Here is a 13979-nt window from a genome sequence, read left to right on the forward strand (position 1 = left end):
CGACTAAAATAAATCAAATGGAAAACAAACAAGACAATCCAAAAACTCTAAAAAAATATATACCGACTGCTGAATTTTATAGCCAAATAATTGACAGCTTACAAGATTATTCAATTTTTACGTTGGACAAAGAATTCATCATTAATAGTTGGAGTTCTGGCTCGACAAAAATATTTGGTTACGAAACGAAGGAAGTGGTTGGAGAACCTTTCGATTTAATATTTACAGAAGAGGATATAAAAAATGGTATTCCAAAAAGAGAAATTGAAACAGCTTTAAAAGAAGGCAGAGCAACAGATAATAGATGGCACATTGCTAAAGACAAGAGTCTGTTTTATGCTTATGGGTTAGTTTTTCCACTCATCAGTTTAGACGGTGAGATGTTGGGTTATGTTAAAATTTTGCGCGACTTGACATACAGGAAACAATCGGAGGATGCCATTAAAAAATATATAAGAGAATTGGAAGAACTTAATACTCATAAGGAGAGCGTTCTTGCTATACTTTCACACGATTTAAGAAGTCCACTGTCTGCTATTATTGGAACAACAAAATATTTGAAAGAAAATTTTCGTAAAATGAAGCCTGATGCTGTTCAGGAAATGCTTGACTTACTTTATAAATCATCAACGGATGAATTAGCTATGTTAGACTATTTAGTAGAATGGGCAAGAATAAAATATGCATCGGACGCTTTTTCTCCTACAACAATAAAACTAACCGAATACATTAATAAAGTATTTGAAACTTTAAACGAAACTGCTTCAATAAACACAATAAGTCTTCATCACGAAATCGAGGAGAATACTTCTGTATTTGCAGATGGTAAAATGTTAATTTCCATCATTCAAAACATCGTTTCAAATGCAATAAAACATACCGGAAAAGGTGGAACAATAATGATTTCAGCGAAGACCAAAGACGATAAAATTATTATTCAGATTAAGGATACTGGAATTGGAATGTCCAATGAAATAATTGAAAAACTTTTTACACCACAAACGAAAATTCTTTCAGAAAAAAGAATAAAGAATAAAGGCGCTGGTATTGGATTATTATTAGTAAAAGGGTTTTTGGAAAAAAATGGGGGAGAAATATGGGTAGAAAGTATTGAAGGTGAAGGTTCCTCGTTTTACTTTACATTACCCATTGAGAAACCTTTATATAAAATAGGCAGTTCAGACCAAATTATGTTTGATGAAAGTGCATAATACAAAGACTGATTAATGACATTTATATGAACAAATCGACTAACTTTGAAATAACCACAGCGTACAACAGCGGTTTGGTAAATTGGCGGTTCAGGGCTAAATTCAAGTTCAGCTTTTCAATTAAAGTTTAATGATTCGATTTCCGCCACCTTCGCCAAGCCCGAAACCGTTAAAAGAAAGCCAAACGGCGGACAAATAAATAATTAAAATAAAAACAAAATGGGACACTGTCAACACTTACAAGAAATAGTAATATCGCTTATGCCTTTAATCATTTTTCTGATTATTTGGGAACTGATTTGGAAATTAATTGCCTTGTGGAAAGCAGGACGGAACAATCATCTGGCTTGGTTTATCTGCATTGCGCTTATTAACACAGGAGGAATTTTGCCAATCATTTACATTTTACGACATCGGAAAAAATCCGAATCAGAAAAGGTAACTGTATAACTGACCTTAGTAAAGACAATATTGTTTTGAATTATTTAATCCTCCCGCCAAAGCTATAGGCAATTCAAAAACAGGTTTAGTATGATACACGTTATTTCTCATTAATTATTCTCAAAAAATTATTTTGCAAGCAGCGAAAATACGATTGGAAAAATAATTTTTTCCCAAAGTGCATATTCTTCTGCCGAAGGATGCAATCCATCTTTGGAAGTTAAAACAGTATTTCCTTTCATTTTTTGAGTTGTTGGATAAATATCAACGCAAAGTAAATTTCTTTTTTTTGCTTCCGCGATAATAATCGAATTAAAAGCTGCAATTCCTGCTGCAATGTCTCTGCCATTGCTGTACATCGCGCCAGTAGGTGTTACGCCAAAATCAGGAATGGTAATTAAAACCAAGTTTTTTTTGTTCGGTAAAATAAGTTCTACTTTATTTAAAATGTACATCAAGTTTTTGTGAAACGTTTCTGAATCTACACCTTGAACCCAATCGTTTACACCAATCAACAAGGTAACAAAATCAGGTTTTAATTTTTCGCAAACAGATAATTCGTTGTCAATTAAATCTTGCGTTGTCCAACCTGTTTTGCTCGGATTGGCAACCAGTTCCGTTTTTACACCGCGTTTATTTAATTCATTCGTCAATAAAACGGGCCAGGATTCTTCCCGTTTCGCACCTTCGCAAATCGTATATGAATCGCCCAAGGCGACGTATTTAATCGTATGTTTTTGCGCCATCAAAGAATTTCCCATAAATAATGTGGTGGATAAAAGTCCGAATAATAGAATATTTATTTTCATCTTTTACATTTACGTAATGCGCGAGGAAATAGATTGCTTGAATAAATTTTATCTGTTATATCATTAAAAATGTACATTTGATTTTTCCGAAAACCGATGAAAACCTTCTCCGAAAAAATAATTTTTTGGTACGATAAAAACAAGCGCGATTTACCTTGGCGCAACACGAAAAATCCGTATTTAATTTGGCTTTCGGAAATTATTTTGCAGCAAACACGCGTGGAGCAAGGCATGGATTATTATCTGCGTTTCGCGAAAGAATTTCCAACGGTAAAAAAGTTAGCCGAAGCTTCGGAAGATAAAGTTTTGAAATTGTGGCAAGGACTCGGCTATTACTCGCGTGCGCGCAATCTTCACGCAAGTGCAAAATTTATTCATGAAAAATGCAAAGGGAAATTTCCGGAAACGTACTCGGAAATTCTTCAATTAAAAGGCGTTGGCGATTATACCGCTTCCGCGATTTCTTCTTTCGCTTTTGGCGAAGCGCAGCCTGTTGTAGATGGAAATGTTTTTCGTGTATTGGCACGTGTTTTCGGTATAAAAACAGCGATTGATTCAGGCGCCGGAAAAAAAGTTTTTCGAGAAACAGCTTTTCAATTATTGGATAAAAAAAATCCTGGAAAATACAATCAAGCTATTATGGAATTTGGCTCGCAGCAATGCAAACCGCAAAATCCAGATTGTAAAAATTGTGTTTTAAATACGATGTGTTTCGCTTACGAAAATAATGCGCAGCAACAATTTCCTGTGAAAGAAAAAAACACGAAACAGCGCAATCGTTATTTTAATTATTTCGTTTTTACGCATGCCGAAAAAATAATTTTTCGGAAGCGTTCCGGAAAAGATATTTGGAAAAATTTATACGATTTTCCTTTATTAGAAACAGATACAGAGATTGCTGAGAAAATATTTTTTGAAAATAAGGCTTTGAAAAATTATTTTTCGGAGCTTCGTATTTCGAGTAATTACAGTGTCGAAAAAGTTTCGTCTACACACAAACACATTCTCAGTCATCAAAAAATTCATGCGCGTTTTTGGAAAATAAATTTAAAAAAAATGCCTTCGGAAACCATTTTGAAAAAAAATAATTTCAGTTGTATTCCGAAAAAAAAATCTTCGCAATTTGCCGTTCCCAGACTGATTGACATTTATTTAAAAGAAGAAAAAAATTAGTTTACTTTTGCAGTAAACTCTAAAAATAAAACATGAAATTCAGAAAAATTACTTTGTTTGCCTTTGTTTTTTTAGCCTTTCAAACAGTAAATGCGCAAATAGATTTGGCTACGCCAATGGCAGTAAGCAAAGGTGGTGCAGCAACGGCTATCGTAAAAAATTGGGAGGCCATTGGCATCAATCCTGCCAATTTGGGATGGAAAAATAACTATAGGTTTTCCTTGAGTATTCTCAATGCCGGCATTAATTTGCAATCCAAAGCACTCGATTTTCAATCGCTGGAAAATGCTGTTAGCAATCCTAATCAAACATTTACACCTGAACAGAAAAAACAATACGCTTCCCTTTTTACCACTTCGGACGGATTAAATTTAGAAGCCGATATTACTTGGTTGGCAGCATCCGTAAGCATTCCTAAGGTAGGAGGTTTTGCAATTAATGTACGCGATCGTATGATTGGACATATTGGGTTGAGCCAAAATGCAGCAGATATTTTATTCAACGGAGTCAATTCCCAAGCGTATCAAGACAGTAACATTACCTCTAAATTGATTTCTCAAGAGTTGGCAGGAACCAATATCAGCTATTATCATTACCGCGAATTAAATATAGATTACGGAAGAAAATTATTTTCTCTTGGCGATTCAGCAAGCGGAAAAGGCATTGATATTTTCGGAGGACTTGGTTTTAAATATTTATGGGGATTGGGCGATTTGGAAACGAATATAACGGATGCAGGCGTGGATGCACATTCGTCTTTTTCCACTATTTACAATATTGATTATGGATCTATTCAAAATTTTTCTCCGCAAAATGCAGGCAATTTATTTAACAGCGTTGGACATGGAACTGCTTTTGACTTGGGCTTAAGTGCCGTCATTCACAATAAATTAACCGTGGGAATTTCTGCTACTGATTTAGGACAAATTCATTGGACACATAATTTATTAACGGCTGTTGATACCACAATGCCGAAATTAAATTCTGGTAACAATGGCTTGGAATCTTGGAATTTTGGTAATTCCGGATTTACGCTAGGGAATAATAGCATTGTTGATTTTAAATCAGGACCCGATTACAATATCGCACTTCCTTCTAAACTACGTATGGGAGCCAGTTTTCAGCTAACATCTAAAATAATTATTGCCTCAGATGCAGTTTTTCCGCTCAATACTGTTGGTGGAAATTTAGAAAACCCATATTACGCTTTGGGCGGAGAAATTACCTTGAATAGTTTTTTTAAATTCAGTACAGGCGTTGCCGGAAATAGTAATTACGGAATTTCAGTGCCGATAGGAATTACGTTGAGTGCACATAATTTTATCGAATTTTTTCTCGCCACGGACGATGTTCTAACGTATCTTGAAAAAAGCAAAAATCCTCATATTTCAATGGCAATTGGAGTTTTAAGATTCAACATCAAATGATTTTAAAAGACAAAGTAATTTGGATTACTGGAGCTTCTTCCGGAATTGGAGAAGCGCTTGCAATAGGACTTTCCAAAGAAGGTGCAAAAATTATTTTTTCGGCGCGAAGAGAAGAGGAACTGTTGCGCGTGCAAAAAAAATGTCAGTTAAATGATAAAAATAGTTTGATTTTACCTTTAGATTTAGCCGATACAAGCAACGTAAATATGCTCGTCGAAAAAATAATTTTTCAATTCGGAAAAATAGATCTTCTCATTAATAACGGTGGTGTTAGTCAGCGTTCATACGCAAAAGACACTCCTTTGTCCATCGATCGAAAAGTGATGGAAGTAAATTTTTTCGGAACCATTGCCGTAACCAAAAGTGTTTTGCCTTATTTATTGAAACAGAAATCAGGAATGATTGTGGTAACGAGCAGTATTTCTGGAAAATTCGGTTTTTATTTGCGTTCCGCTTATTCTGCATCCAAACACGCTTTACACGGATTTTTTGAATCCTTGCGGATGGAAATTTTTAACGACAATGTGAAAGTGTTAATAGTTTGTCCGGGCAGAATCCAAACCAATATTTCCTTGAATGCCATCAATGAAAAAGGAGAAAAAAATAATGTGATGGACGCTTCGACGGCTGCAGGAATGCCGGCTTCGGAATGTGCCGACCTCATTATAGAAGCAATGAAAGAAGAAAAGGAAGAGATTTTTATGGGCGGCAATGAACTACAAGCTGTTTACATAAAACGTTTTTTTCCGAAGTTATTTTCAAAACTTATTCGCAAGCAAAAAATAGAATAATATTTTTTGCTAAAAACAGATTTAAAAAAATAATTTTTCGAGCGTGGAAAATCAAGATCAAAAAAAAATTCTTTTTATAGATTCCAATCATCCTTTACTTCATGAAACACTTGAAAAAAAAGGCTTTCAATGTGATTTAAAATACAATTGGACATTGGAGGAAATCGAAAAAAATATTTTCGTCTACCATGGAATCGTTATTAGAAGTCGCATAAAAATTACGCAATCGCTCATCGAAAAAGCAACAAAGCTTGAATTTATTGCGCGTGCTGGTGCCGGAATGGAAAATATTGATGTTGCATTCGCAGAAAAAAAAGGAATTAAATGTATTCACGCACCCGAAGGAAACCGAGATGCAGTAGGCGAACAAGCAGTTGGAATGTTGTTGGCACTTTTCAATAATTTATGCAGAGCCAATAAACAAGTACGTGAAGGAAAATGGATTCGTGAAGGAAATCGTGGAATTGAATTGGGCGGAAAAACAATCGGAATTATCGGGTACGGAAACATGGGAAAATCTTTTGCCAAAAGGCTTTCTGGCTTTGGTGTGAAAACCTTAGCGTACGATAAATACAAAACAAATTTCTCGGATGAGTTTGCAAAAGAAAGTTCGCTGGAAACTCTTTTTGAAAGTGCCGACGTCATTAGTTTGCATACGCCATTGACGGAAGAAACAGATTATTTAATGAACGATAATTTCTTTAATCGTTTCAAGAAAAATATTTTTGTCATTAATACTGCGCGAGGGAAATGCCTAAACACAGCCGATTTAGTAAAAAATATAATTTCAGGGAAAGTGAAAGGCGCTTGTTTGGATGTATTGGAATACGAATCCACTTCTTTAGAAAATCTTGAAAAATCAGCCTTTTCTGAAGCATTTACGTATTTAACACAATCCGAAAAAGTAATTTTAACGCCTCACATTGCCGGCTGGACACACGAAAGCAATGAGAAAATTGCGCGTGTGCTTGCGGAGAAAATTATTGCTTTTTATGAATAAAAAATATTTTAATTGCTTTTTTGCCATATGCAGCAGATTCAGAATCATTTCGGAATGACACGCTTCTTTCATTGTCAATTTTACATTTTCAATTATTTACCTTCCCTCATTCTTTTTTAATCCTTTAAATTATAGGCTTTCTGAAATTATTATTAATTATTTACGACCTGTAACATTAAGTATTTCATATTTCCCTTCTTTATCAAATTCGGTAATGAGATGCTCTTCTAATGCTGATACAAAGCAAGTCATCCCTTTTATCTCGAAAGGAATTAAAGTTATTGCTTCTATATTGTACGGATCTCCGTTACTACTTGTTTTGACAATCTGTCCATTTTCATCAAAGGCATATCTGAAATGAGACCACAGTCTTCTTCCAGTTGTGCTATTAAATGATGCCTTTCCAATGTAAACACAAATCTTATCTGGATTAGATCTCGAATATCCAAAGTAAAAATATACACCACCAACCACGCACTTATCAGGAAAACTAATATCCTCCCACTTTTTTCCATTCAAATTGAGTAAAGTATCATCTAATATGCACTCTTTTTCTAATAAAGCAACTTTGTAATTATCTTTTAAGAACTCGTTGAATACCGAAATTTCTTTGTTTATCTCTTCAATAACTGCTAAATAGTTTTTAATTTTTTTATATTTTTAATAAGTATGAAACGCAAATATAAATATAAATAAATGCAAATATTATGACAGCCGTGCCGACTGCAGTGTAAGTAAGCCAGACCACCATCCCACGCGCAGATTCCGAATCAAGTTCGGAATGACAATACCTAAATTACTTAATCACCTCATCTCTTATTTCAATATCAATTATTTCCGTTAATTTGCGACATGAAATTACAGAACGATTTATTGCTTCGTGCAGCGAGAGGTGAAAAAACAGAACGCACTCCTGTTTGGCTGATGCGCCAAGCAGGACGCATACTTCCGGAGTACCGCGAAGTGCGCGCCAAAATGGGCGGATTTAAAGAATTAGTAGAAACACCTGAATTTGCAGCAGAAGTTACCATTCAGCCCGTAGATATTTTAGGTGTGGATGCGGCAATTATTTTTTCGGATATTTTGGTTATTCCCGAAGCAATGGGCTTACCTTACCAAATGATTGAAAGTAAAGGTCCTTGGTTTGAAAATACAATAAAAACAAAAGCGGATGTCGAAAAATTACGCATTGCAAATGGCGAAGATTTACACTACGTAACGGATGCCATAAAACTGGTAAAAAAAGAATTAAACGGTCGTGTGCCTTTGATTGGTTTTGCAGGCGCGCCTTGGACAATTTTCTCATATATGATAGAAGGAAGTGGCTCGAAAACATTTTCGAAAGCAAAGAAAATATTGTACACACAACCGCAATTATCGCATCAATTATTGAATAAAATTACGCAAAGCACCATTCATTATTTAAAAGCACAAGTAGCTGCAGGTGCTGATTTAATTCAAATTTTCGATTCTTGGGCAGGTATTTTATCGCCTCAGCAATATTCTGAATTTTCATTGCATTACATTTCTGAAATTTGCAATGCCATAACAGAAGTGCCCGTTACCGTTTTCGCGAAAGGTGCTTTTTTCGCTTTGGAAGAAATGAAAAAATTAAATTGCGCCACCATCGGTTTAGATTGGAATATGGACATTGCCGCCACAAAAAAAATTTTCGGAGACACAAAAACATTACAAGGAAATATGGATCCGTGTTTGTTGTATTCCGATTTTTCAGAAATCAAAAAAGAAACAGAAAAAATGTTGCGTGCATTTGGTCCGCAAAGATATATCGCCAATCTCGGACATGGCGTTTATCCTGATATAGAAAAAGACAAAGTAAAATGTTTTGTGGATACGGTTAAAGAATTTCGGTTTTAAAATGGTTTTAAAAAAATAATTTTTCGAATGGAAAAAGACAATAAAAAAATCATTACCGCTTGGGCATTTTACGATTGGGCTAATTCCGTTTATCCGCTCGTTATTACGTCCACCACATTTCCCATTTATTACCTTGCCGTTACCAGTTCGAAAGGCTCCAGCCTTATTCGATTTATGGGAATCAATTTTAATAATTCAGCTCTTTTAACGTATGCACTTTCCTTCGCTTATTTAGTAATTGCGGTGCTTTCACCTTTACTTTCGGGTATTGCCGATTATAGCGGAAGCAAGAAAAAATTCATGCAATTTTTTTGTTATCTCGGAGCGGCTTCTTGTTCCTTGATGTATTTCTTTACGAGCCAAACGCTTTCGCTTGGAATCGTTTTAATTATTTTGGCGTGCATCGGTTATTCGGGAAGCATTGTTTTTTACAACGCTTATCTTCCTGAAATTGCCACAGAAGAAAATCAAGATCGCGTAAGTGCAAAAGGCTTTGCGATGGGCTATATCGGAAGTTCTATTTTACTTATTTTAAATTTGATTGTTGTTTTATATCCGCAATATTTTTTCGATGTAGATACAAAAATGAAACAAATTATGGCGCAACACGCTGGCATTTTACAAACAGAAGCTTTGCAACAAGCCAAAGATTCTTTCGCTGGAATCGCCTCTCGTTTGGGCTTTCTGGCAGTTGGTATTTGGTGGATTGTCTTTGCACAAATTACTTTTTATTACGTTCCGAGTAATCCAACCAACCGAAAACCCGAAGGAAATTATTTATTTCGTGGCTATCAAGAATTAGTAAAAGTGTGGCATCAATTAAAACACACCACTCGCTTAACGCGATTTTTAGCAGCATTTTTTGTTTATAGTATGGGCGTTCAAACAATTATGATGGTGGCTACTTTGTTCGGAAGCGACACGCTTAAATTGGAAAGCGGGCAACTCATTATTACCATTCTCGTTATTCAATTTGTTGCCATTGCAGGATCGTATTTGTTTTCTTATTTATCGAAATTAATCGGAAACATTGCCACCTTAAAAATTGCAGTAGTGATATGGATTTTATTGTGTATTGGCGCGTATTTCACAACAACCGCCACACAGTTTTACATTCTTGCCGGCGTAGTTGGCTTAGTAATGGGCGGCATTCAATCCTTGTCGCGCTCCACGTATTCTAAAATGTTGCCCGAAACATTGGATCACGCTTCGTTTTTCAGCTTTTTTGATGTATGCGAAAAAGTAGGCATTGTACTCGGAACAGCTTTATTTGCAAGCATTACACAAATGACGAGCGATATGCGAAACGCTGTAGTTTCATTGGTTCTTATTTTTGTTGTTGGATTACTTTTGTTGATGCGCGTACCGAAAATACAAAAAACTGAAAGTGCATCTTCCTAAAAAAGGTGTTCGAAAAAATAATTTTTTGAAGTACTAAAATCATGATTGTAGATATTTTTATTCCGTGTTATATCGACCAAATTTATCCTGATACAGGATTTAATATGGTGAAAATTTTAGAAAAAGTGGGTTGTGGAGTCAATTACAATCCGGAGCAAACGTGTTGCGGGCAACCTGCATTTAACGCAGGCTATTGGGACAATTGCAAAGAAGTGGGCGAAAAGTTTATTCGCGAATTTCAAAATGATCGTTACATTGTTTGTCCTTCGGCTTCGTGCGTTGGAATGATCAAAAATTATTATCCCGAAATGTTTCACAATTCGGCTTTACACAACGAGTACAAACAAATTCAAAAAAATATTTTTGAGTTCAGCGATTTTATGGTGAACATTCTTAAGATTGTAAATCTCGGAGCTGAATTAAATGGCGTTGCCACATATCACGATTCCTGCGCGGCTTTGCGCGAATACGGTATCAAGCGCGAACCACGAGTATTACTCGAAAAAGTAAAAGGTTTGGAATTACGTGAAATGAAAGACACCGATGTTTGCTGCGGTTTCGGCGGTTCTTTCGCTACAAAAATGGAACCGATTTCTATCGGGATGGGAAATGATAAAATTGCGAATGTATTGGAAACAGGCGCCGAATACCTTATTTCTACTGATACTTCCTGCCTGATGCACTTAGATGGAATCGCGAAAAAGCAACACAAAAATATCAAAATGATGCACTTGGTAGATGTACTCGCATCTGGCTGGTAAGGAAAATAAGGCTTCGAAAAATTATTTTTTTAAAGACTTTTTTTATGCAAAATTTTATGCCTCGAAAAATTATTTTTTCAAATCTGTTTTTTATCATAACTCCGTAGGAGTTAAATTGTAATAGTTAATTGCAGAAATAAAAATTAGCTCCGTAGAAGCGAAATAATATTTATTTCGAAAAATTATTTTTTATTGATTAGATTTAAGTCGAATTTAAAATCGTTCTAATTATAGAGAGGCGCACATTAAAAATGCACAACAAATCTGAATACACAAAGTAAACCAGTACAAAAATGAAAAAGATAAGATACGGATTTAGAGCAATTGTTTTCTTATTGTACCGCTATTACAGTACAGGAGCCCAAGAATCAATCAAATTTATGTCAGCAAAGACAATAGTTACTTTCGTTCTTTGGTTTCAATTATTTGTAATACAAACAATCTTCCTACATAAATTTGCCATGCAAACTGTTGATCAAACTCTTAGGTTTGGTCCTTTAGTCTCAAGAATATTACTTATTCCGCAATTTGCAATTGTTTTTGTATTTGTAAGCCTTTACACAGGCAAGGAAGACGTAATGAAAAATTTTAAATGCGATGAAGCCAAATTGCAAAAAATAAAAACAATTACTATCGTTTATGTTGTAGTACTTTTTGCTTTCTTTTTTGTTACAAATTATAACCGTTGGTACATCAGTTAAACAATCATTAAAAAATGAGGTAAAAAAAATATTTTTTCAAACACAAAATCTGCACATTTTCAAATTCGTAAATCACTCAAATTCCGGTTCTTCGTAAGGTTCGTTCTCGTCGTCGTCTTCAAAATTATAATGTTCGTTTGACGGACCTTCTTGACGAAAATAATACGCTGTAATTATTCCAGCGAAAGAGCCCATTAAATGTGATTCCCAAGATATTTGCGGCATCATCGGAAAAACTCCCCAAACCATACTTCCATAAAAAAAAGTTACGAAAAGTGAGAGCGCCAACAGTGATTTATTTTTTCGGAAAACGCCGCTAAAAAAAACAAAACACACAAATCCGTAAACTAATCCGCTGGCTCCAATGTGATATGCTTCGCGCGCAGCTACCCAAACCCAAACATCTGTAATTAAATAAATCCAAAAAAATATTTTTACGGCAATGCTTCGGTAGAAATAAAAAATGGTGATTCCTAAAATTAATAAAGGAATAGTATTGGAAATTAAATGTTCCCAACCTGCGTGTATCAAGGGCGCTGTAACAATTCCAATCAGTCCTTTTTCGGTACGCGGATAAATTCCGAATTGCGCAAAACTGATGTTAAAAGCCACTTCCACCGTTTTAATTATCCATAATAAAAGGACAAACGAACAAGGGAAAAAGAGGCTTCCGAGAAATTTTTTTTTATCGGTGTTCAAAAAATTATTTTTTTGACGCGTTAATTCATGCCGCGTTTTTTGCGGATTTTTTCGTAGGCTTGTTGCACTTTCTGAAATTTTTCTTTCGCAGCATTCTGAACGTCTTCGCCCAAACTGCTCACTTTATCAGGATGAAATTTAATTGCCAATTGTCGGTATGCTTTTTTTATTTCATCATCACTTGCGTTAGGCGAAACATCTAAAATCTTGTATTCGCTTTCCGCATCCTTGTAAAACATGGCTTTTATCGAATTAAAATCGGCGGTGCTTACGCCAATAAAATTGGTAATCATGGCAAGCATATTTAATTCGGCAGTCTGAATTTCTCCATCCGCATTTGCAATTCCAAATAAAAAATGTACCAATTGTAATTTCGAGGAAAGCGCCATTTGCTGCCGAATTTGGAAACAAACTTGTTGCAAAGGAATTTCGCCTTCTAAATTTTGTTTTAATTTTTGTAAGAGAATATTTGTTTGATCGATACCGAAATTTTGAATGAAAAATTTTTTCACATAATCCAATTCCGTTTTCATAATCTTACCGTCCGATTTCATAACGGCGGCAGATAAAACCAATAAACTATTGCTAAAATCATTTGGCTGAAAGCTTTGTCGCACATACGAACTTTGCGCTCCAGTACTCACCGTTACAGTGGCAGATTCATCAATCAAATAACCCAAAGCAAAACCAATTACACCGCCAACAGGTCCATCCAACGCCCAGCCCAAAATGCCGCCAATCCATTTAACAATCATTCTTCCATTCTATTTAAAATGAAATCCCTCCGTTGCCAAGAGGGATTTTTGTCATTTATTTTTGTCCTATTTTTTACTTTGAAAAAATAATTTTTCAAAACTATTTTTACCAGCTCCCTCCTGCTCCACCACCGCCAAATCCGCCGCCACCAAATCCTCCAAAACCACCACCGCCGCCTCCAAAAGATCCACCACCACCACCGAATCCGCCGCCACCCATTCCAAAAAACATTCCGGCTGCGCCCATGGTTGCACTTCCGCCGCCAGTACGTTTTTGCGAAGCCGAACGGAAGAAAATAAAAACACAAAACAGCACCCAAAAAATAAAAAAGAGAGTTCCGGAACTCATTCCTTGCGATGCTTTTTGTGCGTATTGTTTCGCGTTAATTTCACCTTTTGCTAAGGAAATCAATACATCCGTCGCTTTGTTCAACGCCACATCATTTTGATTTTGTTTGAAATTCGGAATCATTTCATTTTCCACAATTTCCTTACACGTCGCATCCGGAATAGCGCCTTCCAAGCCGGAACCAGCAGCAATAAAAACTTGTTTTTGTCCTTGTCCGCCAGTTGGTTTGATTAAAACAACCACGCCGTTATCAAATTTTTTCGTACCAACGCCCCACTTTTGCCCCAATCGTGTAGCATAATCGTACGGCTCAAAACCTTTTAAATCGTCTACAATCACAATGGTGATTTGATTGGAAGTGCTGTCGCTAAAGCGATCCAACTTGTATTCCAATTGTTGTGTTTCGGCAGGAGAAATAAAATTGGGAAATTGTTTCGATAAATTATTCACCAATCTCGGTGGATTTGGCCTGTCCGGAAGACTATCGTTTTGCGCTTTTATCGGCTGAAAAGCAAAGCTCAAAAACAGTGTCAGGAAAAATATTTTTTTGACGTTCGAAAAAATAATTTTTTGAACGCTCTTT

Annotated in this window: 15 protein-coding genes; 10 read left to right on the forward strand and 5 right to left on the reverse strand. The window is 35.6% G+C overall.

Features of this window, described 5'->3' with window-relative positions; translation table 11 throughout:
• Both ABIZ51_06760 and ABIZ51_06765 read left to right on the forward strand, forming a co-directional pair.
• The coding region (locus tag ABIZ51_06760; protein ID MEO7088477.1) for a PAS domain-containing sensor histidine kinase at window positions 1–1211 on the forward strand (1211 nt) is incomplete at its 5' end.
• Between the two features lie 219 nt (window positions 1212–1430).
• Window positions 1431–1661 carry a DUF5652 family protein gene (locus ABIZ51_06765; protein MEO7088478.1) on the forward strand — a complete coding sequence of 77 codons (231 nt, stop codon included), beginning with the start codon at window positions 1431–1433 and terminating at the stop codon, window positions 1659–1661.
• 119 nt (window positions 1662–1780) lie between these two features.
• On the opposite strand, the gene ABIZ51_06770 is transcribed toward ABIZ51_06765, so the two are convergent.
• A complete protein-coding gene (locus tag ABIZ51_06770; GenBank protein ID MEO7088479.1) occupies window positions 1781–2461 on the reverse strand; it encodes an SGNH/GDSL hydrolase family protein in 681 nt (226 codons plus the stop codon).
• Window positions 2462–2557: 96 nt separating this feature from the next.
• On the opposite strand from ABIZ51_06770, the gene mutY reads away from it, so the two are divergent.
• From mutY to ABIZ51_06790, 4 genes are read left to right on the forward strand one after another with little or no spacing between them, the layout of a single operon-like run.
• Window positions 2558–3634 (forward strand): A/G-specific adenine glycosylase, encoded by a 1077-nt coding sequence (gene mutY, locus ABIZ51_06775; GenBank protein MEO7088480.1) that lies wholly within the window; start codon window positions 2558–2560, stop codon window positions 3632–3634.
• A 32-nt stretch (window positions 3635–3666) separates the two neighbouring features.
• Window positions 3667–5061 (forward strand): DUF5723 family protein, encoded by a 1395-nt coding sequence (locus ABIZ51_06780; protein ID MEO7088481.1) that lies wholly within the window; start codon window positions 3667–3669, stop codon window positions 5059–5061.
• Window positions 5058–5852: an SDR family oxidoreductase gene (locus tag ABIZ51_06785; GenBank protein MEO7088482.1), complete on the forward strand. Its 795-nt coding sequence runs from the start codon at window positions 5058–5060 to the stop codon at window positions 5850–5852. Before ABIZ51_06780 ends, ABIZ51_06785 begins: the two co-directional genes overlap by 4 nt.
• A gap of 43 nt (window positions 5853–5895) precedes the next feature.
• On the forward strand, window positions 5896–6852 hold the full coding sequence (locus ABIZ51_06790) for a 2-hydroxyacid dehydrogenase (protein ID MEO7088483.1): 957 nt from the start codon (window positions 5896–5898) through the stop codon (window positions 6850–6852).
• Between the two features lie 156 nt (window positions 6853–7008).
• Here the strand turns inward: ABIZ51_06790 and ABIZ51_06795 are convergent, their stop codons facing one another.
• Window positions 7009–7371 (reverse strand): hypothetical protein, encoded by a 363-nt coding sequence (locus ABIZ51_06795; protein ID MEO7088484.1) that lies wholly within the window; start codon window positions 7369–7371, stop codon window positions 7009–7011.
• A 333-nt stretch (window positions 7372–7704) separates the two neighbouring features.
• On the opposite strand from ABIZ51_06795, the gene hemE reads away from it, so the two are divergent.
• The 4 genes from hemE (at window position 7705) to ABIZ51_06815 (ending at window position 11593) form a co-directional block, all read left to right on the forward strand.
• Window positions 7705–8730 (forward strand): uroporphyrinogen decarboxylase, encoded by a 1026-nt coding sequence (gene hemE, locus ABIZ51_06800; GenBank protein ID MEO7088485.1) that lies wholly within the window; start codon window positions 7705–7707, stop codon window positions 8728–8730.
• A gap of 27 nt (window positions 8731–8757) precedes the next feature.
• Complete coding sequence (locus ABIZ51_06805) at window positions 8758–10131, forward strand: MFS transporter (protein MEO7088486.1); 1374 nt, start codon at window positions 8758–8760, stop codon at window positions 10129–10131.
• A 41-nt stretch (window positions 10132–10172) separates the two neighbouring features.
• Window positions 10173–10892 carry a (Fe-S)-binding protein gene (locus ABIZ51_06810; protein MEO7088487.1) on the forward strand — a complete coding sequence of 240 codons (720 nt, stop codon included), beginning with the start codon at window positions 10173–10175 and terminating at the stop codon, window positions 10890–10892.
• 293 nt (window positions 10893–11185) lie between these two features.
• Window positions 11186–11593, forward strand: coding sequence for a hypothetical protein (locus tag ABIZ51_06815; protein ID MEO7088488.1), 408 nt, complete (start codon window positions 11186–11188; stop codon window positions 11591–11593).
• A 72-nt stretch (window positions 11594–11665) separates the two neighbouring features.
• Here ABIZ51_06815 and ABIZ51_06820 read toward each other — a convergent pair whose 3' ends face one another.
• The 3 genes from ABIZ51_06820 to ABIZ51_06830 form a co-directional block, all read right to left on the reverse strand.
• Window positions 11666–12292 carry a rhomboid family intramembrane serine protease gene (locus ABIZ51_06820; GenBank protein ID MEO7088489.1) on the reverse strand — a complete coding sequence of 209 codons (627 nt, stop codon included), beginning with the start codon at window positions 12290–12292 and terminating at the stop codon, window positions 11666–11668.
• 20 nt (window positions 12293–12312) lie between these two features.
• On the reverse strand, window positions 12313–13047 hold the full coding sequence (locus ABIZ51_06825) for a TerB family tellurite resistance protein (protein MEO7088490.1): 735 nt from the start codon (window positions 13045–13047) through the stop codon (window positions 12313–12315).
• 106 nt (window positions 13048–13153) lie between these two features.
• Entirely contained in the window at window positions 13154–13918 is a 765-nt protein-coding gene (locus ABIZ51_06830; protein ID MEO7088491.1) for a TPM domain-containing protein, read from the reverse strand.
• Between the last annotated feature and the right edge of the window lie 61 nt (window positions 13919–13979).

The organism is Bacteroidia bacterium (assembly GCA_039924845.1).
In the GTDB taxonomy this organism is placed as follows: domain Bacteria; phylum Bacteroidota; class Bacteroidia; order DATLTG01; family DATLTG01; genus DATLTG01.

Bases quoted from the DNA above. Each gene is read 5' to 3' on its own strand.
- ABIZ51_06765 (MEO7088478.1), top strand. From the start codon at position 1,431: ATGGGACACTGTCAACACTTACAAGAAATAGTAATATCGCTTATGCCT.
- ABIZ51_06770 (MEO7088479.1), bottom strand. From the start codon at position 2,461: ATGAAAATAAATATTCTATTATTCGGACTTTTATCCACCACATTATTT.
- mutY (MEO7088480.1), top strand. From the start codon at position 2,558: ATGAAAACCTTCTCCGAAAAAATAATTTTTTGGTACGATAAAAACAAG.
- ABIZ51_06780 (MEO7088481.1), top strand. From the start codon at position 3,667: ATGAAATTCAGAAAAATTACTTTGTTTGCCTTTGTTTTTTTAGCCTTT.
- ABIZ51_06785 (MEO7088482.1), top strand. From the start codon at position 5,058: ATGATTTTAAAAGACAAAGTAATTTGGATTACTGGAGCTTCTTCCGGA.
- hemE (MEO7088485.1), top strand. From the start codon at position 7,705: ATGAAATTACAGAACGATTTATTGCTTCGTGCAGCGAGAGGTGAAAAA.
- ABIZ51_06805 (MEO7088486.1), top strand. From the start codon at position 8,758: ATGGAAAAAGACAATAAAAAAATCATTACCGCTTGGGCATTTTACGAT.
- ABIZ51_06810 (MEO7088487.1), top strand. From the start codon at position 10,173: ATGATTGTAGATATTTTTATTCCGTGTTATATCGACCAAATTTATCCT.
- ABIZ51_06815 (MEO7088488.1), top strand. From the start codon at position 11,186: ATGAAAAAGATAAGATACGGATTTAGAGCAATTGTTTTCTTATTGTAC.
- ABIZ51_06825 (MEO7088490.1), bottom strand. From the start codon at position 13,047: ATGATTGTTAAATGGATTGGCGGCATTTTGGGCTGGGCGTTGGATGGA.